General features: G+C 64.9%; 23 protein-coding genes. 9 read left to right on the top strand and 14 right to left on the bottom strand.

What is annotated here, in order from left to right:
- Positions 1–92: 92 nt before the first annotated feature.
- Positions 93–1136 (bottom strand): heat-inducible transcriptional repressor HrcA, encoded by a 1044-nt coding sequence (gene hrcA, locus CH295_RS19640; RefSeq protein WP_037193069.1) that lies wholly within the window; start codon positions 1134–1136, stop codon positions 93–95.
- Positions 1137–1270: 134 nt separating this feature from the next.
- On the opposite strand from hrcA, the gene CH295_RS19635 reads away from it, so the two are divergent.
- Positions 1271–1576 (top strand): type II toxin-antitoxin system VapB family antitoxin, encoded by a 306-nt coding sequence (locus CH295_RS19635; protein ID WP_032379172.1) that lies wholly within the window; start codon positions 1271–1273, stop codon positions 1574–1576.
- Between the two features lie 10 nt (positions 1577–1586).
- Here CH295_RS19635 and hemW read toward each other — a convergent pair whose 3' ends face one another.
- On the bottom strand, positions 1587–2798 hold the full coding sequence (hemW, locus tag CH295_RS19630; protein WP_037193070.1) for a radical SAM family heme chaperone HemW: 1212 nt from the start codon (positions 2796–2798) through the stop codon (positions 1587–1589).
- A gap of 356 nt (positions 2799–3154) precedes the next feature.
- Here hemW and CH295_RS19620 point away from each other — a divergent pair, with 356 nt between their 5' ends.
- From CH295_RS19620 to CH295_RS19600, 5 genes are read left to right on the top strand one after another with little or no spacing between them, the layout of a single operon-like run.
- Positions 3155–4873 (top strand): nitrite/sulfite reductase, encoded by a 1719-nt coding sequence (locus CH295_RS19620; RefSeq protein WP_094635660.1) that lies wholly within the window; start codon positions 3155–3157, stop codon positions 4871–4873.
- A complete protein-coding gene (locus tag CH295_RS19615) occupies positions 4870–5580 on the top strand; it encodes a phosphoadenylyl-sulfate reductase (RefSeq protein ID WP_094741694.1) in 711 nt (236 codons plus the stop codon). Before CH295_RS19620 ends, CH295_RS19615 begins: the two co-directional genes overlap by 4 nt.
- Entirely contained in the window at positions 5577–6521 is a 945-nt protein-coding gene (cysD, locus tag CH295_RS19610) for a sulfate adenylyltransferase subunit CysD (protein WP_037193075.1), read from the top strand. Before CH295_RS19615 ends, cysD begins: the two co-directional genes overlap by 4 nt.
- Positions 6521–7825, top strand: a complete 1305-nt coding sequence (locus tag CH295_RS19605; RefSeq protein ID WP_037193077.1) for a sulfate adenylyltransferase subunit 1 — start codon at positions 6521–6523, stop codon at positions 7823–7825. Before cysD ends, CH295_RS19605 begins: the two co-directional genes overlap by 1 nt.
- Entirely contained in the window at positions 7822–8658 is an 837-nt protein-coding gene (locus CH295_RS19600; protein WP_094741693.1) for a sirohydrochlorin chelatase, read from the top strand. Before CH295_RS19605 ends, CH295_RS19600 begins: the two co-directional genes overlap by 4 nt.
- On the opposite strand, the gene CH295_RS19595 is transcribed toward CH295_RS19600, so the two are convergent.
- The 6 genes from CH295_RS19595 to CH295_RS19575 all read right to left on the bottom strand — a co-directional run bounded on the left by CH295_RS19595 (position 8618) and on the right by CH295_RS19575 (position 13037).
- Entirely contained in the window at positions 8618–9673 is a 1056-nt protein-coding gene (locus CH295_RS19595; RefSeq protein WP_037193080.1) for a sulfate/molybdate ABC transporter ATP-binding protein, read from the bottom strand. The genes CH295_RS19600 and CH295_RS19595 overlap by 41 nt on opposite strands.
- Positions 9670–10473 (bottom strand): sulfate ABC transporter permease subunit CysW, encoded by an 804-nt coding sequence (cysW, locus tag CH295_RS19590; protein ID WP_094635543.1) that lies wholly within the window; start codon positions 10471–10473, stop codon positions 9670–9672. The genes CH295_RS19595 and cysW overlap by 4 nt, the downstream gene beginning before the upstream one ends.
- Positions 10470–11363: a sulfate ABC transporter permease subunit CysT gene (gene cysT / locus CH295_RS19585; RefSeq protein ID WP_082323739.1), complete on the bottom strand. Its 894-nt coding sequence runs from the start codon at positions 11361–11363 to the stop codon at positions 10470–10472. Before cysT ends, cysW begins: the two co-directional genes overlap by 4 nt.
- Positions 11364–11369: 6 nt before the next feature.
- Positions 11370–12392, bottom strand: coding sequence for a sulfate ABC transporter substrate-binding protein (locus CH295_RS19580; protein WP_094741842.1), 1023 nt, complete (start codon positions 12390–12392; stop codon positions 11370–11372).
- Between the two features lie 203 nt (positions 12393–12595).
- Positions 12596–12685, bottom strand: a complete 90-nt coding sequence (locus CH295_RS28525) for an Ms4533A family Cys-rich leader peptide (RefSeq protein WP_310180897.1) — start codon at positions 12683–12685, stop codon at positions 12596–12598.
- 118 nt (positions 12686–12803) lie between these two features.
- On the bottom strand, positions 12804–13037 hold the full coding sequence (locus tag CH295_RS19575; protein WP_037193083.1) for a hypothetical protein: 234 nt from the start codon (positions 13035–13037) through the stop codon (positions 12804–12806).
- A gap of 93 nt (positions 13038–13130) precedes the next feature.
- On the opposite strand from CH295_RS19575, the gene CH295_RS19570 reads away from it, so the two are divergent.
- Complete coding sequence (locus tag CH295_RS19570; RefSeq protein ID WP_037193573.1) at positions 13131–15176, top strand: glycoside hydrolase family 15 protein; 2046 nt, start codon at positions 13131–13133, stop codon at positions 15174–15176.
- 10 nt (positions 15177–15186) lie between these two features.
- On the opposite strand, the gene CH295_RS19565 is transcribed toward CH295_RS19570, so the two are convergent.
- Both CH295_RS19565 and lepA read right to left on the bottom strand, forming a co-directional pair.
- A complete protein-coding gene (locus tag CH295_RS19565; protein ID WP_094741692.1) occupies positions 15187–16194 on the bottom strand; it encodes a nitronate monooxygenase in 1008 nt (335 codons plus the stop codon).
- 153 nt (positions 16195–16347) lie between these two features.
- Entirely contained in the window at positions 16348–18195 is a 1848-nt protein-coding gene (gene lepA / locus CH295_RS19560) for a translation elongation factor 4 (protein WP_052047853.1), read from the bottom strand.
- Between the two features lie 150 nt (positions 18196–18345).
- Here lepA and CH295_RS19555 point away from each other — a divergent pair, with 150 nt between their 5' ends.
- On the top strand, positions 18346–18915 hold the full coding sequence (locus tag CH295_RS19555) for a type II toxin-antitoxin system PemK/MazF family toxin (protein ID WP_094741841.1): 570 nt from the start codon (positions 18346–18348) through the stop codon (positions 18913–18915).
- Positions 18916–18964: 49 nt separating this feature from the next.
- On the opposite strand, the gene CH295_RS19550 is transcribed toward CH295_RS19555, so the two are convergent.
- The 3 genes from CH295_RS19550 to CH295_RS19540 are packed head-to-tail and all read right to left on the bottom strand — an operon-like array spanning position 18965 to position 22473.
- Positions 18965–19795 (bottom strand): transglutaminase family protein, encoded by an 831-nt coding sequence (locus CH295_RS19550; RefSeq protein ID WP_094635545.1) that lies wholly within the window; start codon positions 19793–19795, stop codon positions 18965–18967.
- Positions 19796–19803: 8 nt separating this feature from the next.
- On the bottom strand, positions 19804–20778 hold the full coding sequence (locus CH295_RS19545; protein WP_032394562.1) for an alpha-E domain-containing protein: 975 nt from the start codon (positions 20776–20778) through the stop codon (positions 19804–19806).
- On the bottom strand, positions 20779–22473 hold the full coding sequence (locus tag CH295_RS19540) for a circularly permuted type 2 ATP-grasp protein (RefSeq protein WP_082323755.1): 1695 nt from the start codon (positions 22471–22473) through the stop codon (positions 20779–20781).
- 214 nt (positions 22474–22687) lie between these two features.
- On the opposite strand from CH295_RS19540, the gene rpsT reads away from it, so the two are divergent.
- Entirely contained in the window at positions 22688–22948 is a 261-nt protein-coding gene (gene rpsT / locus CH295_RS19535; RefSeq protein ID WP_027497522.1) for a 30S ribosomal protein S20, read from the top strand.
- A gap of 81 nt (positions 22949–23029) precedes the next feature.
- Here the strand turns inward: rpsT and holA are convergent, their stop codons facing one another.
- Positions 23030–24004, bottom strand: coding sequence for a DNA polymerase III subunit delta (holA, locus tag CH295_RS19530; protein ID WP_082323756.1), 975 nt, complete (start codon positions 24002–24004; stop codon positions 23030–23032).
- Positions 24005–24046: the final 42 nt, after the last annotated feature.

The raw sequence follows: 24046 nt of genomic DNA, 5'->3' as shown, positions 1-24046 counted from the left end.
TCTTTCGTCCTAGAAGATGAATCTCGTTCGATGAAGCTGTGTGCCGGCCGCCCGTGCCCCCGCCGCCTGCGTTCGATCGGTTCTCGCTCGTCTCAGCGCTCGGCCAGGACCTCGCCGATGTACCTGGCAACCGCGGCAACCGACGCAATTGTTCCTGGGTAGTCCATTCGGGTCGGCCCGAGAACACCCATTCCTCCGAGGACCATGCCAGCCGACCCGTACCCGGTGGAAATCACCGATGTCCCGCGCATCTCCTCGACCTGCGTCTCCTCGCCGATGCGCACCGTGACGGTGCGAGTGTCCTGCGTCACGGCGAGCAGCTTGAGGACCACCACTTGCTCTTCCAGCGCCTCGAGTACCGCCCGGAGCGATCCGGGAAACCCCGCGTCGCCGGCGAAATCCGCGGCGTTGCGCGTCAGGTTGGCCGTTCCGCCGAGAACCAGGCGTTCCTCGGGATGCTCCACGAGTGATTCCACCAGCACCGTTGCCGATCGAATCATCGCGTCGCGCAGCGCGGGCGGAGCGTTCTCCGCGAGTTCGGCCACCGCAGCCGACGCCGCCGCCAGCCGCTTGCCTTCGAGCGCACCGCCGAGAAGACGCCGCAGCCGAGCCAGATTCTCGTCGTCGATCACGTCGCCGAGCTCGACGATGCGCTGATCGACTCGCCCGGAGTCGGTGATGAGCACCAGCAGCAGCCGGGCCGGGGTGAGCGCCACCACTTCCAGGTGGCGAACCGAGGACGCCGACAGCGTGGGGTACTGCACCACGGCGACCTGACGGGTCAACTGAGCCAGCAAGCGGACGCCGCGTCGCAACACGTCGTCCAGGTCGACGCCGTTCTCGAGGAACTCCAGGATGGCACGGCGTTCGGCCGCCGACAGCGGCTTGACGTCGGCTATTCGGTCGACGAACTGTCGATAGCCCTTGTCGGTCGGAACCCGACCGGAGCTGGTGTGCGGCTGGGCGATGTAGCCCTCGGCCTCGAGCACGGCCATGTCGTTACGCACCGTTGCACTGGACACTCCCAGGTTGTGGCGCTCGACCAGGGCACGTGAACCGACGGGTTCCTGGGTGGACACGTAGTCCGCCACGATCGCTCGTAGAACCTCGAACCGCCTGTCGTCGGTGCTCGACATCCGGTGCCCACCTCCGTTCTCGTTTCCAATCGTCGCTCGAGTCTAGTAGCCGGCGAACGCACGCTCGTGCAAGGCCTTACTGTGGTCCGAGTGGAAACGTTCTTTCGATTCGGTCCAGCGGCTCGAGGCTCGCGATGATCTTCAAAGGTGTTCGTGACGGAAAGCCGTACCCCGAGCACGGTCTGTCCATCAGAGACTGGTCGAGAATCCCGCCGCGCCAGCTCCGTCTGGACGAGATAGTCACCACCACCAAGGTGCTCGAGCTGGACAGGTTGCTGTCCGAGGACTCCACCTTCTACGGCGATCTGTTCCCCCACGCGGTCCAGTTCCGTGGTGTCATCTATCTCGAGGACGGCTTGCATCGCGCAGTGCGTGCGGCCCTGCGAAATCGAACTGTGTTGCACGCCAGGGTGTTCGACTACGACGCACTGAGCGCCTGAAACAGACTGTTCAGGCGGCTGCGATAGTGCGCACCACCGCGTCGGCGAGCAAACGCCCCCGGTCGGTCAGTACGAGACGATCACCCTGCGCCGCCATCAACCCGTCCGCGACCGTCTGTTCGGCAGCGGCGCGCTCGGCGGGCCCGAGCACACTCATCGGCACTCCCGTTCGGAGTCGGACGGTCAACATCAGTTCCTCGAGGTGTCGATCCTCGGCGCTGAGTAACTCGCTGCCGTGCACCGGCAGAACCCCGGTGGCCAGGCGATCGGCGTATGCCGCCGGGTGTTTGACGTTCCAGAACCGGGTGCCGCCGATGTGACTGTGTGCGCCGGGCCCGGCGCCCCACCAGTCGCCGCCGTCCCAGTAGCCGATGTTGTGGCGGCACTGCGCGTCGGCGTCGGTGGCCCAGTTCGACACCTCGTACCAGGACAGGCCTGCAGCGTTCAACGCCGTGTCGATGCGCTCGTACCTGGATGCCAGCACGTCGTCGTCGGGTGCAGGCAGCTCACCGCGGCGAACCTTACGAGCCATGGCTGTGCCGTCCTCGACGATCAGTGCGTACGCCGAGACATGGTCGACGCCAGCCTCGAGAACCGCGGCGAGGGATTGATCCAGATCGCCGTCTCGCTCACCGGGCGTGCCGTAGATGAGGTCGAGATTGACGTGCTCGAATCCCGCCGCTCGTGCTTCCTTGGCCGCGGCGACCGCGCGACCCGGCGTATGTGTGCGATCGAGCACGGCGAGCACATGCGGTGCGGCGGACTGCATTCCGAGCGAGATGCGGGTGAAGCCCGAGTCGCGGAGCCGGTCGAAGAATTCCGGCGACGTCGATTCCGGGTTGGATTCCGTGGTGACCTCGCCGCCGTCGGTCAGACCGAAACTGGACCTGACCGCACCCAGGACGTCGGCCAGACCGTCGCCCCCGAGCAGTGACGGCGTGCCACCGCCGACGAAGACGGTGTCGGCGGTCGGGACGCGCCCCGTGCCGGCCTGGATCAGACCCGCCGCGGTGTCCAACTCACGTCGCAAGCCCTCCAACCAGGACTGCGGCGACGCCGATGAGCCCAGCTCTCCCGCCGTGTAGGTGTTGAAGTCGCAGTACCCACACCGCGTGGCGCAGAACGGAACGTGCACGTAGATCCCGAACGCGCGATCCCCCACCCCGTCGAATGCCTCGACCGGCAGCTCGAAGGTGGACGGGGCGGGTACGACGGTATTCACGCCCTCCAGTGTCCCAGAGTTCACGATCGCTCCAGCCCACCGTTCGCAATCGTGACTGCAACAGCCCTGCCAGCCTATTTACCCCGAAATTTGGGTAAATAGCCGCCGCGGTCGTCCGTCGCCCCGATGACGTGGCACAATGGCACCCGTGACCGACTCAGGAATTCGACTCGTGGCGCGCCGCCATGTCGATCTCGGCCGTGTCTGCAGCGCGTCGTGTCGACACACGACCGGCTGCTGACCAGCCTCCTTCGAGCACGTCCATTCGATCCACCGGTTTCCCACTGTCGTCGAAAGCGCAATTGCCTGCGCCCTCGTCCCGGGTACCGGCCAGCACAAAGATGCAGGAGCAATGCATGTCGTCGACCAGCGACGCGACCACCGACGCTGCCTCCGTCACACCACGGGAGCGCACGCCGCGGCCGACCAAGCGTCGAGCCGAGGGACAGTGGGCACTGGGGTACCGGGAGCCACTGAACGCCAACGAGCAGTCCAAGAAGGACGACAACCCGCTCAACGTGCGTGCCCGCATCGAGAACATCTATTCCAAGCAGGGTTTCGACAGCATCGACAAGGGCGACCTTCGCGGCCGCTTCCGCTGGTGGGGCCTCTACACCCAGCGCGAGCAGGGATACGACGGCACCTTCACCGGTGACGACAACATCGACCTGCTCGAGGCCAAGTACTTCATGATGCGTATCCGCTGCGACGCGGGCGCGTTGAACCTGGAGCAGCTGCGTGTCCTCGCCGGCATCTCCCAGGAGTTCGGTCGCGACACCGCCGATCTGTCCGACCGCGAGAACGTTCAATTCCACTGGGTCGAGGTCGAGAACGTTCCCGAGATCTGGCGTCGGATCGAAGCGGTCGGCCTGAAGACCACCGAGGCGTGCGGCGACTGCCCACGCGTGGTGCTCGGTTCCCCGCTCGCGGGCGAGGCCGTCGACGAGATCCTCGACCCCACCTCCGCCATCGACGAGATCGTCGAGCGCTACATCGGCAAGCCGGAGTACTCCAACCTGCCGCGCAAGTTCAAGACGGCGATCTCGGGCCTGCAGGACGTGGTGCACGAGATCAACGACTGCGCATTCGTCGGCGTCGTGCATCCCGAGCACGGGCCCGGACTCGACCTGTGGGTCGGCGGCGGCCTGTCCACCAACCCCATGCTCGCGCAGCGAGTCGGCGTCTGGGTTCCGCTCGAGGACGTTCCCGACGTGTGGGAAGGCGTTGTCTCGATCTTCCGCGACTACGGCTACCGCCGACTGCGCACCAAGGCGCGCCTGAAGTTCCTCATCAAGGACTGGGGCATCGAGAAGTTCCGTCAGGTCCTCGAGGACGAGTACCTGCACCGCAAGCTCATCGACGGCCCGGCTCCCGAGAAGCCCGCTCGGCCCCGCGATCACGTCGGTATCCAGAAGCTCAAGAACGGCCTCAACGCCGTCGGTGTTGCCCCCATCGCGGGCCGCGTCTCCGGCACCATCCTCGCCGCCGTCGCCGACGCCGCCGAGAAGGCCGGGTCCGATCGCGTGCGATTCACGCCGTACCAGAAGCTGATCGTCCTCGATGTTCCGGACGAGACGCTCGAGCAGCTGATCTCCGATCTCGACGCGTTGGGCCTCCCTGCCCGGCCCTCGCACTGGCGCAAGAATCTGATGGCGTGCAGCGGCATCGAGTTCTGCAAGCTCTCGTTCGCCGAAACCCGCAAGCGTTCACAGGTTCTCGTACCGGAGCTCGAAGAGCGCCTGGCCGACATCAACAGCAAGCTCGACGTGCCGATCACGATCAACATCAACGGCTGCCCCAACTCCTGCGCGCGGTCGCAGATCGCCGACATCGGGTTCAAGGGACTTCTGGTCGACGACGGAGCCGGGAATCAGATCGAGGGTTTCCAGGTTCATCTCGGAGGCAGCCTCGGACTCGACAGTGCGTTCGGCCGAAAGTTGCGCCAGCACAAGGTCAACAGCTCCGAGCTGGGAGATTACATCGACAGAGTGGTGCGCAATTTCGACAAGCACCGCGAGGACGGCGAACGGTTCGCTCAGTGGGCCGTACGAGCAGACGAGGCGGATTTGCGATGAGTACCAGGCTGAATTTGACGGTGGAGGAATTGAAGGACATCGCCGAGCGCGGTGCCCGCGACCTCGACGGGGCGAGCCCACTGGAGCTGCTGCAGTGGACCGAGGACAACTTCGGTAACGACTTCATCGTTGCCTCCAACATGCAGGACGGGGTTCTCGTTCACCTCGCTGCACAGGTCCATCCGGGCGTGGACGTGTTGTTCCTCGACACCGGCTACCACTTCGCCGAGACCATCGGGACGCGCGACGCCGTCGAGGCGGTCTACGGCGTGCACGTCGTCAACGCCCGCGCCGAGAAGACTGTTGCGGAACAGGATTCGATCGAGGGCAAGGACCTGTTCGCCCGCGAGCCCAACCGGTGCTGCGCGATGCGCAAGGTCGCCCCTCTGAAGAAGGAACTGGCGAACTACAGCGCCTGGGTCACCGGCATCCGGCGGGTCGAAGCGCCCACCCGTGCCAACGCCCCGCTCATTTCGTTCGACGACGCCTTCGGCCTGGTCAAGATCAACCCGATCGCACCGTGGTCCGACGAGGAGATGCAGGCCTACATCGACGAACATTCGATTCTGGTCAATCCCCTCGTCGACGAAGGCTATCCATCCATCGGGTGCGCACCGTGCACCGTCAAACCTGCCCCCGGAGCCGACCCGCGTAGCGGTCGTTGGGCCGGCAAGGCCAAGACCGAATGTGGGTTGCACGCCTCATGACACTCGACCTCACCTCGGCCACCGTCGGTCGAACCCATCTCGACGCAGATCGGTTCGACACGCTCGACGCACTCGAATCCGAGGCCATCCACATCTTCCGCGAGGTGGCGGGCGAGTTCGAGCGCCCCGTCATCCTGTTCTCCGGCGGCAAGGACTCGACAGTCCTGCTGCACCTGGCGATCAAGGCGTTCTGGCCCGCTCCCCTGCCGTTCGCTCTGCTCCACGTCGACACCGGCCACAACCTGCAGGAGGTGCTGGACTTCCGCGACCACGTCGTCGCCAAGTACAACCTGCGCCTGCACGTGGCCAGCGTCGAGGAGTACCTCGCCGACGGACGCCTCACCGAGCGCCCCGACGGCATCCGCAACCCGCTGCAGACCGTTCCCCTCCTCGACGCGATCTCCGAGAATCGGTTCGACGCCGTCTTCGGCGGTGCCCGACGCGACGAGGAACGAGCCCGAGCGAAAGAGCGAATCTTCTCGCTGCGCAACGCGTTCGGCCAGTGGGAGCCCAAGAAGCAGCGCCCCGAACTGTGGAACCTGTACAACGGCAAGCATTCCCCCGGCGAGCAGGTGCGGGTGTTCCCGCTCAGCAACTTCACCGAACTCGACATCTGGCGCTACATCGCCCGTGACGACGTGGAACTGGCGAGCATCTACTACGCCCACCAGCGCCCCGTCTACCAGCGCGACGGCATGTGGATGACGCCCGGCGTATGGGGCGGACCGGCCGAGAACGAAGAGCTGCAGACCCTGTCGGTGCGCTACCGCACCGTCGGCGACGGATCCACCACCGGTGCCGTGCTGTCCGAGGCCGCCGACAACCAAGCAATCCTCGCCGAGGTAGCCGCATCTCGACTGACCGAACGCGGAGCCACCCGCGGCGACGACCGCGTCTCCGAGGCTGCCATGGAAGATCGCAAACGAGAAGGATACTTCTGATGAGCAGCACAGGAACTCAGCTTCTTCGCCTCGCCACCGCAGGTAGCGTCGACGACGGCAAGTCGACCCTCGTCGGTCGGCTGTTGTACGACACCAAATCCGTTCTGGCCGATCAGATCGATGCCGTCACTCGGGCTTCGGTGGACAAGGGACTGGCGACACCGGATCTGTCCCTGCTGGTCGACGGCCTACGCGCCGAGCGTGAACAGGGCATCACCATCGACGTCGCGTACCGCTACTTCGCGACGCCGCACCGCTCGTTCGTACTGGCCGACACCCCCGGCCACGTGCAGTACACCCGCAACACCGTCTCCGGTGCGTCGACGGCTCAGCTGGTCATCCTGCTGGTCGACGCCCGCAAGGGTGTCATCACTCAGACCCGCAGGCACGCAGCGGTTCTCGCTCTGCTCGGCGTTCCGCGCCTGGTGCTCGCGGTCAACAAGATCGATCTGGTCGAGGACCCCGCAACGGTGTTCGCCGAGATCTCGGCCGAGTTCAACTCGCTGACCTCCTCCCTCGGCTGGTCCAGCGAGGACGTCATCGAGATCCCGGTGTCCGCACTGCACGGCGACAACGTCGCGGTGAAGTCCGAGAAGACCCCGTACTACGACGGTCCGACCCTCATCGAGCACCTCGAGTCGGTCCCGGTCGACGCCGAACCGCACCGGGTCGGTCTGCGATTCCCCGTGCAGTACGTGATCCGGCCCCGCACAGCGGAATTCCCGGACTATCGCGGATACGCCGGCCAGGTCGCAGCGGGCTCCGTCGACGTCGGCGACGAGGTCGTCATCCTGCCCTCCGGCACCCGAACGACAGTCGAGCGCATCGACACCGCCGACGGCGAATTGCGTACCGCTCACGCCGGACGCAGCGTCACCCTCGTCCTCGCCGACGATGTCGACGTCTCGCGCGGCGACACCATCGCCTCACCGCAGGACGCACCCGAGCCGATCGGCGACTTCGAGGCCACGGTGTGCTGGCTCGCCGAGAAGCCGCTTCGCCCGGGCGCTCGCCTGTTGCTCAAGCACGGCACTCGCACCACCCAGGCCATCGTCGGGACGCTGATCGAGCGCTTCGACGAGCAGGAGCTCACCGCACAAGAAGGCCCGGAGTCGTTGGAGCTCAACGAAATCGGTCGAATCTCGGTGCGCGTCGCCGAGCCCATCGTGGCAGACGACTACGCCGTCAACCGGCACACGGGCAGCTTCCTGCTGATCGATCCGGCCGGTGGCAACACGTTGGCTGCCGGGCTCGTGGGCAACGCTCTGGCTGCCGTCGAGCTGGGGTCGGCAGTTCCGGCGTGAGCGCACTGATCGCGGTTGCCCACGGCAGCCGTGACCCGCGCTCGAGCGCCACGATTCACCGCGCCGTCGACGCCCTGCGTCGACGGCGACCGGATCTGGACGTCCGCGTCGCATTTCTCGATCTCTCCGAGCCCGGCGTCGATCAGGTGGTCGACGACCTGGCCGATGCCGGACACGGACGCATAGTCGCCGTTCCGATGTTGCTGGGCAGGGCTTTTCATGCGAAAGTCGATCTGCCCGAGCTCTTACAAGCGGCGAGAACGCGACACCCGCACGTCTCGATAACGCAGGCCGACGTTCTGGGAGACGACCGACTCCTCATCGAGGCAGTCCGTGACCGTATCGCCGATACCGGTGTCGCAGCATCCGATTCGACGGTCGGAATCGCCCTGGCAGCTGTCGGCTCATCGGTGGCACCGGCGAATCAGCGCACCCGAGTCATCGCGCAGAAAGTGCTCGCCGGAACAGACTGGGCCGGAGCTGTGACCTGCTTCGCGACATCGGTCTCCCCGTCCGCCACCGATGCGATCACACAGCTGCGCACACTGGGAGCCGACCGCATCGTCGTTGCACCCTGGTTCCTGGCCCCGGGGCTGCTCACCGACAGGATCGAAGAGTCTGTGGCAGGCCTACCGAATGTGGTGCATGCCGAAGTGATCGGAGCCCATCCGGCGCTGGCAGAACTGGTGTCGCGGCGCTACGACTCCGCAGTCTCGATGGGTCGTTCCGCAGGCTCCACTCCTGCGGCACGAGCCGTTGCGACACCGGAGCCGAACGCTCGACCGCACCCGTTCAGCGAACCGGTGCACCGTCGATCGCGTCTGCACCGCTAGCGTCTGCAATCTTCGGCACCCGAGTCGCTCGCGCGTACACCGTCTCGCCCTCGCGAAGACCGAGAGCCTCACTGTCACCGCGGGTGATCTGGGCCGCGAACAGTTCACCGGTGGCCGCGTTCTTCAATTCGACCTTCACCTCGAAGCCGAGGTGCACCACCCGCTCGACGACGGCACGCGTGACACCGGCCGATTCGGCCGTCCCGCTGGCCTGGGCCTGCGCCAACGACGGGTCGCGTCCGACGCGAATGTCGTGCGGTCGCACGAGCAGTCCGTTCAGCTTGGCGACCTGACCGAGGAACGACATCACGAAGTTGTTGGCCGGGCGATCGTAAAGATCTTCCGGGCTGCCCACCTGCTCGATGCGACCCTTGTTGAGCACCGCGATCCGATCGGCGACGTCGAGCGCCTCCTCCTGATCGTGGGTCACCAGCACGGTGGTGACGTGCACCTCGTCGTGCAGTCGACGCAGCCACGTACGGAGATCGGCGCGCACCTTGGCGTCGAGCGCGCCGAAGGGCTCGTCGAGCAGCAGCACCTGCGGGTCGACGGCGAGAGCGCGAGCCAACGCCATGCGCTGGCGCTGTCCACCGGACAGCTGCGCCGGGTAGCGGCTCTGGAAACCGGCCAGCCCGACGATCTCGAGCAACTCGTCGACCTTCTTGGCGATCTCGGCCTTGGGCCGCTTGCGAATCTGCAGGCCGAACGCGACGTTGTCTCGCACCGTGAGGTGTTTGAACGCCGCGTAGTGCTGGAAGACGAATCCGATCTCGCGGCGCTGCGGGCTCACCCACGTCACATCCTGGCCTGCGAGCACCACCCGACCGGAGTCGAGTTGCTCGAGCCCGGCGATGGAGCGCAGCAGCGTCGACTTACCCGAGCCACTGGGGCCGAGCAGTGCCGTCAGCGACCCCTTGGGAATGTCGATGCTGACATTGTCGAGCGCGGCGAAGTCGCCGTAGTGCTTGTTGCCGCCAACGACGGAGATCTCGATCTCGGGGGATGTCTCGGTCATTGTTTCGTCCTCTTCTTGTCGAGGGCAGTCATCAACAGCAGCACGATGACGGCGATCGCCATGAGCAATGTGGACGCGGCGTACGCGCCCTGTTGATTGAAGTCCTCGTATCGTGAGTTGACCAGCAGCGTCAGTGTTTGGGAGATGCCCGGCAGGTTGGTCGAGACCATGATGACGGCACCGAACTCGCCGAGCGAGCGCGCGACGGTGAGTACGACGCCGTAGGTCAGTCCCCACCGGATCGCCGGAAGAGTGATGCGCCAGAACGTCTGCCACGACGACGCACCGAGCGTCGAGGCGGCCTCCTCCTGCTCCTCACCGATTTCGTACAGCACGGGTTCGACCTCGCGCACGACGAACGGCAGCGTGACGAAGATCGTGGCGATGACCATGCCGGGAAGCGCAAAGATGACCTTGAAGCCGAGGCTTTCGACGCCACCGAACCAGCCGTTGGCACCCCACAGCAGGATCAGCGCAACGCCGGTGATGATGGGCGACACCGCGAACGGCAGATCGACGATGGCTTCCAGGACACCCTTGCCACGGAACCGTCCTCGCACGAGCGCCAGGGCGGTGACCACACCGAACACGATGTTGATCGGAACAACTATGGCGACGATCAACAACGACAGCTGCAACGCCGACTGCGCGGCCGGCGTGGTGATCTGCTCCCAGAACGTGACGACGCCGTCCTCGAAGGTGCGGAACAGGATGGTGCCGAGGGGAAAGAGCACCAGAACGGCGAGGTACAGCAGAGCTACGGTGCGGAGCGTCAGTTTGATCGGCAGACCGATTTTCACGAGATCTGCTCCTCACGTCGGGCCAGGCGATTGCCCACCACGCGAAGGACGAACAGCACTGCGAACGCGATCGCCAGCAGCACAACGGAGATCGCGGCCGCGTCGGTGGGGCGGTCGTACTCGATGAGCTCACGGATGTACTGGGACGCCACCTGCGTGTCGTTGGGGATGTTCCCGCCGATGAGCACCACCGACCCGAATTCGCCGATGGCGCGCGCGAAGGCGAGGCCGCCGCCGCTGAGGATCGCCGGCAGCAGTACCGGCAGGACGATGCGGCGGAAGATGGTCCAGTTGTTCGCGCCGAGCGAGGCCGCGGCCTCCTCGACATCCTTGTCGAGTTCGATCAGCACCGGTTGCACCGCTCGTACCACGAACGGCAATGTGACGAACAGCAGCGCGACGATCACCGCGGGCTTGGTTGCGTTGAACACCAACCCGATCGGGCTCGCAGGACCGTACAGCGACAGCAGAACCAGGCTGGCCACGATGGTCGGCAACGCGAACGGCAGATCGATCAGGGCATTGACGAAACGCTTGCCCGGGAACTCGTCCCGCACCAGTACCCAGGCGATGAGGGTTCCGAGAAACAGGTTGACCACGGCCGCGGCCACCGACACCTGAAGCGTCACCTTGAACGTGGCCAAGGCGCGTTGCTCGGTGACCGCGTTCCAGAAACCGGTCAAGCCGTCGTCGAACGACTGAACCGTCAACGCCGCCAACGGAAGCAGCACGATGACGCTGAGCCACAACACTGCGACGCCGAGGCCGAGTGGACCGACCGATCCCGGACCCCTGAACTTTCGGCCTTCCCGCCCGGCACGAAACCGTGGTCTCGTGCCGGGCGAGAGGGTCGAAGCCGCAGCTGCGGCTTCGGTGGTCGAAGATGACATCGATCTCTACCGAGTACTTTCCTGATAGATCGTCGTGATCGCACCGTTGTCGCCGAACAGATCTGCGTCCACCTGGGTCCAGCCACCGAGATCATCGATGGTGTACAGCTTTTCGGGGGTGAAGAACTTGTCGGAGTACTCCGACGCGATGTCGGGGTTCGTCGGTCGGAAACCGGCCTCCGCCCAGATCTTCTGGCCCTCGTCGGTGTAGATGAAATCGTTCAGAGCATTGGCGCGATCGAGATTGGCGCTGTCGTTGATCACGGCCACGGGATTGTCGATGCGGAATGTCACGGGAACGTCGACGTGCTCCACGTTCTGTCCCTGTTCCTCGATCAGGAGTGCTTCGTTCTCGTAGCTGAGCAACGCATCACCCTGGCCCTGCAGGAAGGCTTCGGTTGCGGCGCGGCCGGATTCGGGCTGAACCGGGAAGTGATCGGCGACGAGTGTGCGCACGAAGTCGAGACCGGCCTGCTTGTCCTGGCCGCCGTTGCTCTTCGCCGCGTAGGGAGCGAGCAGGTTCCACTTGGCAGAGCCCGAGCTGAGCGGGCTGGGGCTGATGACCTGAACGTCGGGCTTTACCAGATCGTCCCAGGTACGGATGTTCTTGGGGTTGCCCTCGCGTACGACGATGGTCACCACGGAGCCGAACGGCACGCCGCCGTAAGCATTCTGATTCCAGTCCTCGTCGACCTTGCCTGCCTGCACCAGACGGGTGATGTCGGGTTCGACCGAGAAGTTGACGATATCGGCGGGTGCGCCGTCGGCCACCTTGCGCGACTGATTGCCCGATGCGCCGTAGTCCGCGTTGATCGCCGTACCGTCGCCGTCCTCGGTTGCCGCGAAGGCCGGACCGATTGCGTCCCAACCATTCTTGGGGACTGCATAACCCACGAGGGTCAGTGCGGGGCCGCTCGCGGTGTCCGGCTCACCGCCGACGACGTCACTCGATCCACCGCCGCAGGCAGTCAGTAGAAGGGTTCCCACGGCCGCGAACGTGGTCAGCAGGTAGCGAGAGTTATGCCTCATCGAGAAAAGGCCTTTCATGATGGTGTGCAGTGAGTGCGAGCTGGGCAGAGTCGACATTCCCGAGGTCGAACCGGAGCACCACCGTGGCCGCGTGTCATCGCGAGATCACCGTGAGTGGCAGAAAGTACGTCGTGAACCGCCCGACCGCGAGATGTAGGCGCGTGGGCAACGGATCGACGGAACCGATTCGACGAAGGAAAGAATCAACAACAGTCGATATCGGCGACTGCCAGCATGCCGACAGCAATCAACGCCAACTGATGGCGGACGCGGTACTCGGCGGCAGAAGACACGGTCAGAAATCTAGCAGAGGTTCCGGACCGACTCTAATCGGCTATCGAGTGAGCAACCAGGCGATGACAACCAGCACCAGCAGCGCGATGAGCGCCAGCGTGACCCGAGACCGTGGCATTACTGTCCATCCTTCGTCGTAGTGGTGGCCGCACCCGAGGGCTCCGCGTCGCGAGCAGCCCGGGCATCACGCCCGAGCAAGTGCAGAACTACCGCCAGCACGCGATCGAAGACACGTGCCAGCAGGAACGCGGTAGGCACGATGACCAGCAGCACGACTACCGACTGTGGCACGAACGGCAAACCCGTCACCCACAGTTCGACGCCGTCCCACCAGCGTGCGATCGATTCCACCCTCGCAGCTTAAACCAGCTCGTTCCGCTCTCACGCCACGCCGATCGACGACCAGCAGTGGACGCGTGCCGTGGATCGGTCGATGATTACGCCATGACGGCATACGAAGATGTTTCGCCAGTGCCCCCGGTGGCCGACGAGCCCGCCATGGGGTCGGGGCATCCAGGTTTGGGCGGGGTCGAGGTTCAGGGAGCGTTGGGCAGTACCGACGCACCGGTGTCCACCCTGACGTCCTATCGAAGTGCCTTTCCGCCGATCGACGACTACGCCTTCCTCTCGGACTGCGAGACGACCTGCCTGATCGCTCGGAACGGATCGGTCGAGTGGATGTGCGTGCCTCGTCCGGACTCCCCCAGCATCTTCGGAGCGGTTCTCGATCGCAGCGCGGGCCATTTCCGTGTCGGCCCGTACGGTCAATCGGTGCCGGCGGCACGGCGGTATCTGCCCGGTGGACTGATCGTCGAAACGACGTGGCAGACCGAAACCGGTTGGCTCGTGGTCCGCGACGCACTCGTCATGGGACCGTGGCACAACACCGATCAGCGCTCTCGCACCCACAAGCGCGCACCGAGCGACTGGGACGCCGAACACATCCTGCTGCGCACCATCAAGTGCGTCAGCGGCACGGTCGAACTCGAGATGAGCTGCGAGCCGGCCTTCGACTACCACCGCGCGCCGGCGAAGTGGGAGTACACCGGCAAGGTGTACGAGGAAACCACCGCAACCTGCGAGGCCAGTGCGGGCGGAGATCAGCCCACGTTGAAGCTGACCACCAACCTCCGCATCGGCATCGAAGGACGTGAAGCCCGCGCCCGCACCCGAATGACGGAGGGCGACAACGTGTTCGTCGCGCTGTCGTGGTCGGATCTGCCTGCGCCGCAGACCTTCGAGGAAGCCGCGGACAAGATGTGGCGCACGTCCGAGTGCTGGCGGCAGTGGATCACGATCGGCCGGTTCCCCGATCACCCGTGGCGGGGCTACCTGCAGCGCAGCGCCCTGACACTCAAGGGTCTGACCTACGCCCCCACCGGTGCACTGCTGGCGGCGTCGACAACATCGCTTCCGGAAACTCCTGGTGGAGAACGTAACTGGGACTACCGCTACACGTGGGTACGAGACTCGACGTTCGCACTGTGGGGCCTCTACACACTCGGACTCGACCGTGAGGCCAACGACTTCTTCGCGTTCATGTCCGATGTGGCGACCACTGCCAACGGCGAGGTCAATCCGCTACAGGTCATGTACGGCATCGGCGGCGAGAAGACGCTCGACGAGAGCGAGCTGCCACACCTGTCCGGATACGACGGCGCACGTCCGGTGCGTATCGGCAACGGAGCCTACGACCAAGAGCAGCACGACATCTGGGGCACGATGCTCGACTCGGTGTATCTGCATGTCAAGTCGCGCGAGCACGTCCCCGAATTCCTGTGGCCCCTGCTCAAGCGACAGGTGGAGGAGGCGATCGCCAATTGGCGCAAGCCCGATCGCGGCATCTGGGAGGTGCGCGGTGAACCGCAGCACTTCACCTCCTCGAAGCTCATGTGTTGGGTCGCGCTCGACCGCGGTGCCAAGCTCGCCGACATCCACGGCGAGAAGGAGTACTCGGCCAAGTGGAACGAGATCGCCGACGAGATCAAGGCGGACATTCTCGAGAACGGCACCGATTCTCGGGGTGTCCTCACTCAGCGCTACGGTGACCCGTCGCTCGATGCGTCACTGCTGCTCGCACCGCTGCTTCGATTCCTGCCTGCCGAGGACGAACGCATCCGTGCGACGGTGCTGGCCATCGCCGACGAGCTGACCGAGGACGGCCTGGTCCTGCGCTACCGAACCGATACCACCGACGACGGTCTGGCGGGCGAGGAAGGGACATTCACGATCTGCTCCTTCTGGCTCGTATCGGCGCTGGTCGAGATCGGCGAACTCCCGCGCGCCAAGCATCTCTGCGAGCGTCTGTTGGGGTACGCGAGCCCGCTCAAGCTCTACGCCGAGGAGATCGACCACCGCACCGGCCGTCACCTCGGCAACTTCCCGCAGGCTTTCACGCACCTCGCACTCATCAACGCGGTGGTGCACGTCATCCGCGCCGAGGAAGCCCAGGTGTCGGGGCACTTCCAGCCTGCCCACGCCAACCCCTGAGAGTGCGGGCTCAGCGGCCGAGTTGCTTCGCCCATTCGGCGATCAACTCGGCTGCGGGTGCCGCCTGTGCACGGCGAAAACCGGTGCCGGCCCACATCGACAGTCCCGACGGATCCCCTGCCGCTGCGGCCTTGGCGCGCATCGGTGCCGTCAGGTAGTGCAGATCGGGATACGCCAACGGTGCTGCGTCGGAGTTCTCACGCATGAACTCGTTGACCAGCCCCCGTGCAGGGCGACCGGAGAACGCCTTCGTCACCGCGGTGTCGGGAGCGACGGTCAGTTGCTCTCGGTGCACGGGCTTGGTCCCGGCTTCCGGCGTGTTCAGAAACGCCGTACCGAGCTGCGCGGCATGCGCGGCACCCGAATCCAGCAGTGGCGCAATGTCGTTGCCATCCATCAGTCCGCCCGCGGCGATCCGCGGTAGATCGGATATCTCACGCACTGCGATCAGCAGTTCGGTCAGAGGCTCGTCCGGGGCCGAGCCGTCGAAGGTACCTCGATGACCGCCCGCTTCGGGTCCCTGCACCACCAGCGCGTCAACCCCGTTGGCGGTGGCCACCGATGCGTCCGACGCGGTGGCGACGGTGGCCCACACCTCGGTTCCCACGGCGTGCAACTGGGCGACCTCGTCCGCGTCGAACGTCGCGAACGTACTCGACACCAGCGGTACCGGGTGCGCCAGCAGCCAGGCGAACTTCTCGGCGTAGAAGTCGTCACGTCGAATCAACTCTCCCGGCTCTGCGTCGAAACGCTCGAACCAGGGTGCCAGGTGCTCGGCATAGGACTCCACATCCGCACCCGATGGCTCCTCCGGCAGGAAGAGATTGACACCGAACAGCAGACCGCGCATCGAATCGATCTGCGCCGCAAAGGCTTCGGGCGTCAACAGCGCACCGGCAATCATGCCGAGTCCACCTGCCTCCGACACCGCACGGGCGAGTTCAGGAGTACTAGGACCACCTGCCATCGGCGCACCGACAACGGGAACACGCAGCTGCTTCAGAATCGGCGTCGTCACAGGTTCGAAATGTACTCGCCCGCCATTTCCGACAGGGTTCGGTGGGACCGCGCGACCCTACTGACAACTGCGCGCCCCTGTTCTGTGGCGAGCGGGGGCGCGCAGTCGGTAGAAAGGGTGTGAGGTCAATTCCTGCGACCCGGAACTGCTGCCCTACTTCTTCGGCTTGTCCGAGGACGATTCCGAGGACAACGCGGCGACGAAGGCTTCCTGCGGCACCTCGACGCGACCGATCGTCTTCATCCGCTTCTTACCCTCTTTCTGCTTCTCGAGCAGCTTGCGCTTACGGCTGATGTCGCCGCCGTAGCACTTGGCCAGAACGTCCTTGCGGATCGCGCGGATGTTCTCGCGGGCGATGATGCGAGATCCGATGGCGGCCTGGATCGGCACCTCGAACTGCTGACGCGGAATCAGTTCCTTGAGCTTGGTCGTCATCTTGTTGCCGTAGGCAGCAGCAGCGTCCTTGTGCACGATCGCCGAGAACGCGTCGACGGCCTCACCCTGCAGCAGGATGTCGACCTTCACGAGCGCTCCGCTCTGCTCGCCGATCTCCTCGTAGTCGAGGCTGGCGTATCCGCGTGTCCGCGACTTCAGGATGTCGAAGAAGTCGAAGATGATCTCGGCCATCGGAATCGTGTAGCGCAGCTCGACGCGGGTCTCGGACAGGTAATCCATGCCGCCGAGTTCGCCACGTCGTCCCTGGCACAGTTCCATGATGGAACCGATGAACTCGCTCGGCGAGATGATGGTGCACTTGACCATCGGCTCGAACACCTCGCGCGCTTTGCCCTCGGGCCAGTACGACGGATTGGTGACGATGTGCTCGGCACCGTCTTCCATCTCGACGCGGTAGACGACGTTCGGCGAGGTCGAGATCAGGTCCAGGTTGAACTCTCGCTCGAGCCGCTCGCGGGTGATCTCCATGTGCAGCAGCCCGAGGAATCCGCAGCGGAAGCCGAATCCGAGCGCCACCGAAGTCTCGGGCTCGTACGTCAGTGCAGCATCGTTGAGCTGCAGCTTCTCCAGAGCGTCGCGCAGGTCGGGGTAATCCGAACCGTCGAGCGGGTAGAGGCCCGAGTACACCATGGGACGGGGCTCACGGTAGCCGGTCAGCGGCTCGGTCGCGCCCTTGCGGAAGGTGGTGACGGTATCGCCGACCTTGGACTGACGGACGTCCTTCACTCCGGTGATCAGGTATCCCACTTCGCCGACACCCAGGCCCTTGGTGGCCTTCGGATCGGGCGAGACGATGCCGACCTCGAGCAGCTCGTGTGTCGAGCCGGTCGACATCATCGTGACCTTCTCGCGCGGGTTGAGCGCGCCGTCGACCACTCGCACGTACGTGACGACGCCGCGGTAGGTGTCGTAGACCGAGTCGAAGATCATCGCGCGGGCAGGCCCGTCCGGATTGCCGACCGGGGCCGGAACCAGCTTGACGACCTCGTTGAGCAATTCCTCGACGCCTACACCGGTCTTGCCGGACACGCGCAGAACGTCGTCGGCCTCGCACCCGATGATGTGGGCGATCTCGGCGGCGTAGCGGTCCGGGTCGGCGGCGGGGAGATCGATCTTGTTGAGCACCGGGATGATGGTGAGCTCTTTGTCGAGAGCGAGGTACAGGTTCGCGAGCGTCTGCGCCTCGATGCCCTGCGCAGCGTCGACCAGCAGCACTGCCCCTTCGCAGGCCTCGAGTGCACGCGATACCTCGTAGGTGAAGTCGACGTGGCCGGGCGTGTCGATGAGGTGCAGGACGAATTCGTCACCGTCGACGACCCACGGAAGTCGCACGTTCTGTGCCTTGATGGTGATGCCGCGCTCGCGCTCGATATCCATCCGGTCCAGGTACTGAGCGCGCATCGACCGGTCGTCGACGACGCCCGTGAGCTGCAACATCCGGTCGGCCAGCGTCGACTTACCGTGGTCGATGTGGGCGATGATGCAGAAGTTCCTGATCCTGGACGGATCGGTGAACGTCGTGTCGGCGAAGCTGGGCACTCGTATCCTTCGGCTGGCGTGTTCGAAATGAGCGAACGGGTTTCTCTATCGTCCCACGCCGAGAACGGTGCGCCGTCCCCGGCTGTCCGACTCGGGTGTTCACGTCGCCGCGGTTCGGGCGATGAGCAGCAGCGTCTGCATCGCTACACTCGCCGCATGGCTGGCAACTGGAGCAGATTCGGCAAGGAACTGGGCAAGATCGCGATGCGCGAGGGCCCTCGGCTACTGCGTCAATTGCAGAAGTCCGGTGCCGTGCAGAAGGGCAAGGACGCGATCAGCGGGACGGCCACGCGCACGTCCGCGCCGACTCCTCGTCCTGGGCGTCCGGTGGCGTCGCAGACCAGGCCTACGGCACAACGAGCCCGCACCATCGAGTACTCCCCCGACCTGGACGGCAAAGCCGATCCCGGCGAAATCGTCTGGACCTGGGTCACGTACGAGGAGGATGCCAGCCAGGGCAAGGACCGCCCGGTGTTGGTCATCGGACGCGAGGGCAACGATCTGCTCGGCCTGATGTTGTCGAGCCAGAGCAGCCGCGACGGAGACCGTGACTGGCAGTCGATCGGATCCGGGGCCTGGGACGCCGAGGGCCGACCGAGCTGGATTCGCCTGGATCGGGTTCTCGACGTGCCCGAGGACGGTATCCGACGCGAGGGCGCCATTCTGAGCAAGCCCCAATTCGATTCCGTGGCAAACAGACTGCGCCGCGACTTCGGCTGGAACTGATGTGTGCGCGTTGTGCACCCCATGAAAGGGCGCACAACGCGCACCGAGCTCAAGCCAACCGCGTGATTTCCACGACCACGTCGAGAGCCGTCGAACCGCCGCCGGAGAAGATGCCCTTGAGCGGGGGGACGTCGGCGTAGTCGCGGCCGAGTCCGACCGACACGTGCTGCTCGTTGACGGCGATGGCGTTGGTCGGGTCGTAGCCCCACCACGCCCCGGTCCAGGCCTCGATCCAGGCGTGGCTCTGGCCTTCCACCGTCGCACCGATCGCGGCCTGTTTCTTCGGGTGCAGGTAGCCCGAGACGTACCGGCTGGGGATGCCGACGCTGCGCAGCATCAGCAGCGTCAGGTGGGCGTAGTCCTGGCAGACGCCCTTCTTCTCCGACCACGCTTCCACGGCCGAGGTGTGCACGCCGGTGGTTCCCGGCACGTAGGACATCTCCTGGTTGACCCAGTTGGCGATCTCGACCACCGATTCCTGCGGCGGTAGGCCCTTCGACAGCTTTTTCGCCACCGACGCGAGTTGCCTGTTCTTCGGCACGTACTCGGTGTTGTCGAGGACCTCGTTGAAACGGTCGATGACCGGATCGCTCGCGAGTTCTTCCCAGGAGGCGTTCTCGTCCGGGTAGACGAAGGGGTCGGTCTCGACCACCGACGATCCGGTGACCTCGAGCTCGGTGTGCGGTGCGTGCAGGTCGAACGCCGTCACCGCAGTGCCCCAGTAGTCGGTGTAGCGATAGGAACGCGTCACCGGGTTGGTCTCGACTCGGTTCAGAATCACGTTCTGCCGATTGTCACTTCGCGGCGTCAACCGAGCCTCGTTGTACGACGACGTCACCGGTGCGTCGTACTGATAGCCCGTGGTGTGCACGACACGCATACGCCAGCTCACAGTTCACCTTCCAATTGATCTTCGAATGTTCCGGAGCCGGCGTCCGTCCACGCAACCCACGGAGCGGCGTGGAAATACTGCTTGGAGATCGCATCACCGAGCTCACGGCAGGTTTCCTGCAGAGAGAGCAGGCGCTCCTGCAGATCGTCGAGAATTTCCCCGGGACGGAGGAATTCGAGTTCGCTGCGAGCGCGACCGAGTAGGCGCTGCGCTTCGGCGCGCGCACCGACTCGACTGTTGGGCTGATGGTCGAGCTGATCCAGCGAACGTTCCGCCTCGTTGAGTGCGTAGAACACCGATCGAGGAAAGAGCCTGTCCAACAACATGAATTCGAGAACTCGCTGGGCGTCGAGCGCGCCGCGGTAGGTGCGCAGGTAGGTGTCGTGGGCACCGGCGGAGCGAAGCACAGTGACCCACGCCGGCGACGACGGCCGGTCACCGGCTCGCGAGAGCAACAACCGAACGATCATGTCGATGCGCTCGACCGAGCGACCGAGCAGGAGGAAGCGGTAGCCGTCGTCGTGACTGAGGGTGGAGTCCGCGAGACCGGCGAACATCGCGGCGCGCTCTTCGATGTAGCTGAAGAACTCGGCCGGGCCGGTGCGCTTGGACGCCCTGATGCGCTCGTTCAACCCGTTGTACGTGGTGTTCAAGCACTCCCACATCTCACTGGACGTGACTTCACGCGCACCGCGGGCGTTCTCGCGCGCGCTCGACAGTGAGTCCACGATCGAACCCAATCCGTCTCGGCTGAAGGCGACGACCTCGGTGAGCGACCACACGTCGAGCGAGACGTCCGGCTCGTGCTTGAACCCGAGCACTCGCAACAACACTCGCGAGGTGTGGTCGGGATCGACCGTGGCGTCTTCGAGAAGCTGGTGGACGGTGACGTCGAGAATGCGGGCCGTGTCGTCCGCTCTCTCGACGTACCGCCCGATCCAGTAGAGCGACTCTGCGTTGCGCGCGAGCATTTACTGTCCACCGCCGTTCGAGTCCGAGTTCGTTGCTTGCTGCTGTTGCTGTTGCTGTTGCTGATTCATCTGCTGGTCCATCGTCAGCTCGGGGCCTTGTTCGGCCATCGGTGACTCCGGCGGAACGCTGACGATCTCCTCGCCTGCGAGCTCCTGCTCCTCCTGCGACGTTCGGGTGGCCAGAACCCAGGTGTCCTTGCTGCCGCCGCCCTGGCTCGAGTTGACCACCAGAGAACCCTCCGGCAACGCCACCCGAGTGAGACCGCCGGGCAACACCCAGACGTCGTCGCCGTCGTTGACAGCGAACGGCCGTAGGTCGACGTGGCGGGGTACCAAACGGTCGCCGATCTTGGTCGGCACCGTCGAGAGCTGCACGACGGGCTGCGCGATCCAGCCGCGCGGATCCGCGCGAACCTTCTTGCTGATGGTCGCGAGTTCCTTCGGTGAAGCGTCGGGTCCGAAGACGATGCCGTAGCCGCCCGAGCCTTCCACCGGCTTGATGACCAGTTCGTCGATGCGGTCGAGAACTTCCTCGCACTCGTCGTCGAGCCAGCACCGGAACGTGTCGACGTTGGCCAGCAACGGCTTCTCGCCCATGTAGTAATCGATGATCGTCGGAACGTAGGTGTAGACCAGCTTGTCGTCGCCGACGCCGTTTCCGACGGCACTCGAGATGACGACGTTGCCTGCGCGGGCGGCGTTGACCAGACCTGCCACTCCCAGCACCGAGTCGGGACGGAACTGCATGGGGTCGAGGTAGTCGTCGTCGATACGTCGGTAGATGACGTCGACCTGACGCTCGCCCTCGGTGGTGCGCATGTAGACGATGTTGTCTCGGCAGAACAGGTCTCGTCCTTCGACGAGTTCGACACCCATCAGTCTCGCGAGCAACGAGTGCTCGAAGTACGCCGAGTTGGCCACGCCTGGAGTGAGAACCACCACAGTCGGGTCGGCCTCGTTGAGGGCGGCGGATGCGCGCAGTGCTCGCAGCAGGTGCGAGGCGTAATCGCCGACGGCGCGGACGCGGTGGCTGGCGAACAGGTCGGGGAACACCCGGGCCATGGTGCGCCGGTTCTCCATCACGTAGGACACGCCCGACGGCGACCGCAGGTTGTCCTCCAGCACTCGGAAGGTGCCCTGAGCGTCACGGACGAGGTCGATGCCGGCGACGTGGATGCGCACACCGTTGGGTGGCGTGATGCCGACCGCTTCGCGGTGGAAATGCTCGCAGGAGGTCACCAGCCGCTTGGGTACCACGCCGTCGCGCAGAATTTCCTGGTCGCCGTAGATGTCGGCGAGGAACATCTCGAGGGCTTTGACACGCTGCTTGATGCCGCGCTCGAGTCGTGACCATTCCCCTGCTGCGATGACGCGAGGAACCTGGTCGAGCGGGAAGGGGCGTTCCTGACCGGACAGGGAGAACGTGATGCCCTGGTCGATGAAGGCTCGTCCCAGCGCGTCGGATCTCGCGTCCAGGTCCACCGCGTTCGCCGGGGCGAGTGCGGTGTGGATGCCCTTGTACGGAGTTCGGGTGCGCCCGTCCGCGTCGAACATCTCGTCGAAGGCGAGACTGTACTTTCCGACGTCGGAATACCCTCCGAACACTCCGTCGGCTTCGGGTTCGACACGATCCGCTGTCTTGGTTTTGGTCGCTTTGGCCTTGGTGGTGGCAGGCGTTGCCGATCGCGGACTCATTCTGGCCATGTTGCTACAGAGACAGGAGTTAGGCGCGGTAGAAGCGTTAATTTCTTGAAACGCATCGTCACCCCACTCCGGATTGGGTTCTGGCCGACCGTGCTGGTATTCTCGATCTTCGGCGCAGGGCTCCAACGCTCAGCAGCAGACTTCGGGCATTCCAGCATGGATCGCCCTGACCGGAATACCGACGAAGACGACAAGGATTTTACGCGTGGCCAATATCAAGTCCCAGAAGAAGCGGATTCTCACCAACGAGCGTGCACGCCTGCGCAACCAGTCGGTGAAGTCCTCGCTTCGTACCGTCATCCGCTCGTTCCGCGAGGCACAGGCTGCGGGCGACAAGGACAAGGCTTCCGAGATTCTTCTCGATGCAGGCCGCAAGCTCGACAAGGCAGCCAGCAAGGGCGTCATCCACAAGAACCAGGCAGCCAACAAGAAGTCGGCACTGGCTCTCGCAGTCAACAAGCTCTGATACATCACTGAGCTCGATCGAGCCCGCCGCATCCGGCAAGGATGCGGCGGGCTCTTTCGTGCTCTCTGCACTCTGCCGACGTCACCTACCCAGTGATGCGACCTCGGCCACTGCTCTCTCCACCGCGTAGTCCGCATCCGCTGCTTGACCTTTGACGTCGGCATTGAGCTGCGCGACAACGCGCAGCGCCTGTGCGATCGATCGGCCGTTCCAGCCGCGCGCCTGACCCTGCGCCTTCTTGATCTTCCACGGCGGCATACCCAGCTCCCCTGCCATTCGGAAGGGGTCGCCGCGGCCCGCCGACCCCACCAGCGCAATGGTGCGAACGGCATCGGCCAACGCGTCGGCGAGCAGCACGTGCGCCACGCCCCGGTGCATCGCCCAGCGCAGAGCCTCCAGAGCGCCGGCACGGTCACCGATCACCGCTTTGTCCGCGACGTCGAATCCGGAGACCTCGGCCTTGCCGGAGTAGTAGCGACGCACCGCGGCGAGGTCGACCTTGCCGCCGGTGTCGGAGACCAATTGCGAACACGCCGAGGCAAGTTCACGAAGTTCGTTGCCGACGGACTCGACGACCGCCTCGATGACGTCGCCGCTCACCCGGACGTCTGCGGTACGAAATTCTCCGCGGACGAAGTCGATGCGTTCGGCGGGCTTGGTGAGCTTGGCGCACTCGTGCACCTGTGCTCCGCATTTCTGCAGTGCACCGACCATCGCCTTGGCCCGGCCGCCGCCGGAGTGCATGACCACCACCACAGCACCCTCGGGCGGATCGGTAGCGGCGTCGAGTACCAGCGCGGCAGCGTCCTTGCCTGCCTCGGCTGCGGCCTCGAGCACGAGAACACGGTCCTCGGCGAACAGCGAGGGACTGAGCAGTTCGGCGAGTTCCGGGGCACTGGCATCACCGGTGCGCAACCGCGTGACCGGCAGATCCTCCCCCGGAATCGCAGCATTCGCACGCACCTGAGCCACGATCGCGGCTACCGCGCGATCCATCAGAAGTTCCTCGTCGCCGAGAACCAGATGCAGAGGAGCCACACTCGAAGTCACGACCATGATCGTGCCATGCGTGGCCGACACTGCGACCATCCGCTCGAA

Source organism: Rhodococcus sp. 14-2483-1-2, from assembly GCF_002259405.1.
In the GTDB taxonomy this organism is placed as follows: domain Bacteria; phylum Actinomycetota; class Actinomycetes; order Mycobacteriales; family Mycobacteriaceae; genus Rhodococcoides.
Note: the sequence above shows the minus strand (reverse complement) of the source record. Positions and strands in the feature narration are given on the sequence as shown.

Excerpts from the sequence above, each read along its gene's own strand:
- CH295_RS19580 (WP_094741842.1), bottom strand. The coding sequence starts at position 12,392 with ATGAGGCATAACTCTCGCTACCTGCTGACCACGTTCGCGGCCGTGGGA.
- CH295_RS19605 (WP_037193077.1), top strand. The coding sequence starts at position 6,521 with ATGAGCAGCACAGGAACTCAGCTTCTTCGCCTCGCCACCGCAGGTAGC.
- hrcA (WP_037193069.1), bottom strand. The coding sequence starts at position 1,136 with ATGTCGAGCACCGACGACAGGCGGTTCGAGGTTCTACGAGCGATCGTG.
- CH295_RS19615 (WP_094741694.1), top strand. The coding sequence starts at position 4,870 with ATGAGTACCAGGCTGAATTTGACGGTGGAGGAATTGAAGGACATCGCC.
- cysT (WP_082323739.1), bottom strand. The coding sequence starts at position 11,363 with ATGTCATCTTCGACCACCGAAGCCGCAGCTGCGGCTTCGACCCTCTCG.
- CH295_RS19620 (WP_094635660.1), top strand. The coding sequence starts at position 3,155 with ATGTCGTCGACCAGCGACGCGACCACCGACGCTGCCTCCGTCACACCA.
- cysD (WP_037193075.1), top strand. The coding sequence starts at position 5,577 with ATGACACTCGACCTCACCTCGGCCACCGTCGGTCGAACCCATCTCGAC.
- CH295_RS19635 (WP_032379172.1), top strand. The coding sequence starts at position 1,271 with ATGATCTTCAAAGGTGTTCGTGACGGAAAGCCGTACCCCGAGCACGGT.
- CH295_RS19570 (WP_037193573.1), top strand. The coding sequence starts at position 13,131 with ATGACGGCATACGAAGATGTTTCGCCAGTGCCCCCGGTGGCCGACGAG.
- CH295_RS19555 (WP_094741841.1), top strand. The coding sequence starts at position 18,346 with ATGGCTGGCAACTGGAGCAGATTCGGCAAGGAACTGGGCAAGATCGCG.
- CH295_RS19595 (WP_037193080.1), bottom strand. The coding sequence starts at position 9,673 with ATGACCGAGACATCCCCCGAGATCGAGATCTCCGTCGTTGGCGGCAAC.
- CH295_RS19545 (WP_032394562.1), bottom strand. The coding sequence starts at position 20,778 with ATGCTCGCGCGCAACGCAGAGTCGCTCTACTGGATCGGGCGGTACGTC.
- CH295_RS19550 (WP_094635545.1), bottom strand. The coding sequence starts at position 19,795 with ATGCGTGTCGTGCACACCACGGGCTATCAGTACGACGCACCGGTGACG.
- CH295_RS19540 (WP_082323755.1), bottom strand. The coding sequence starts at position 22,473 with ATGAGTCCGCGATCGGCAACGCCTGCCACCACCAAGGCCAAAGCGACC.
- holA (WP_082323756.1), bottom strand. The coding sequence starts at position 24,004 with ATGGTCGTGACTTCGAGTGTGGCTCCTCTGCATCTGGTTCTCGGCGAC.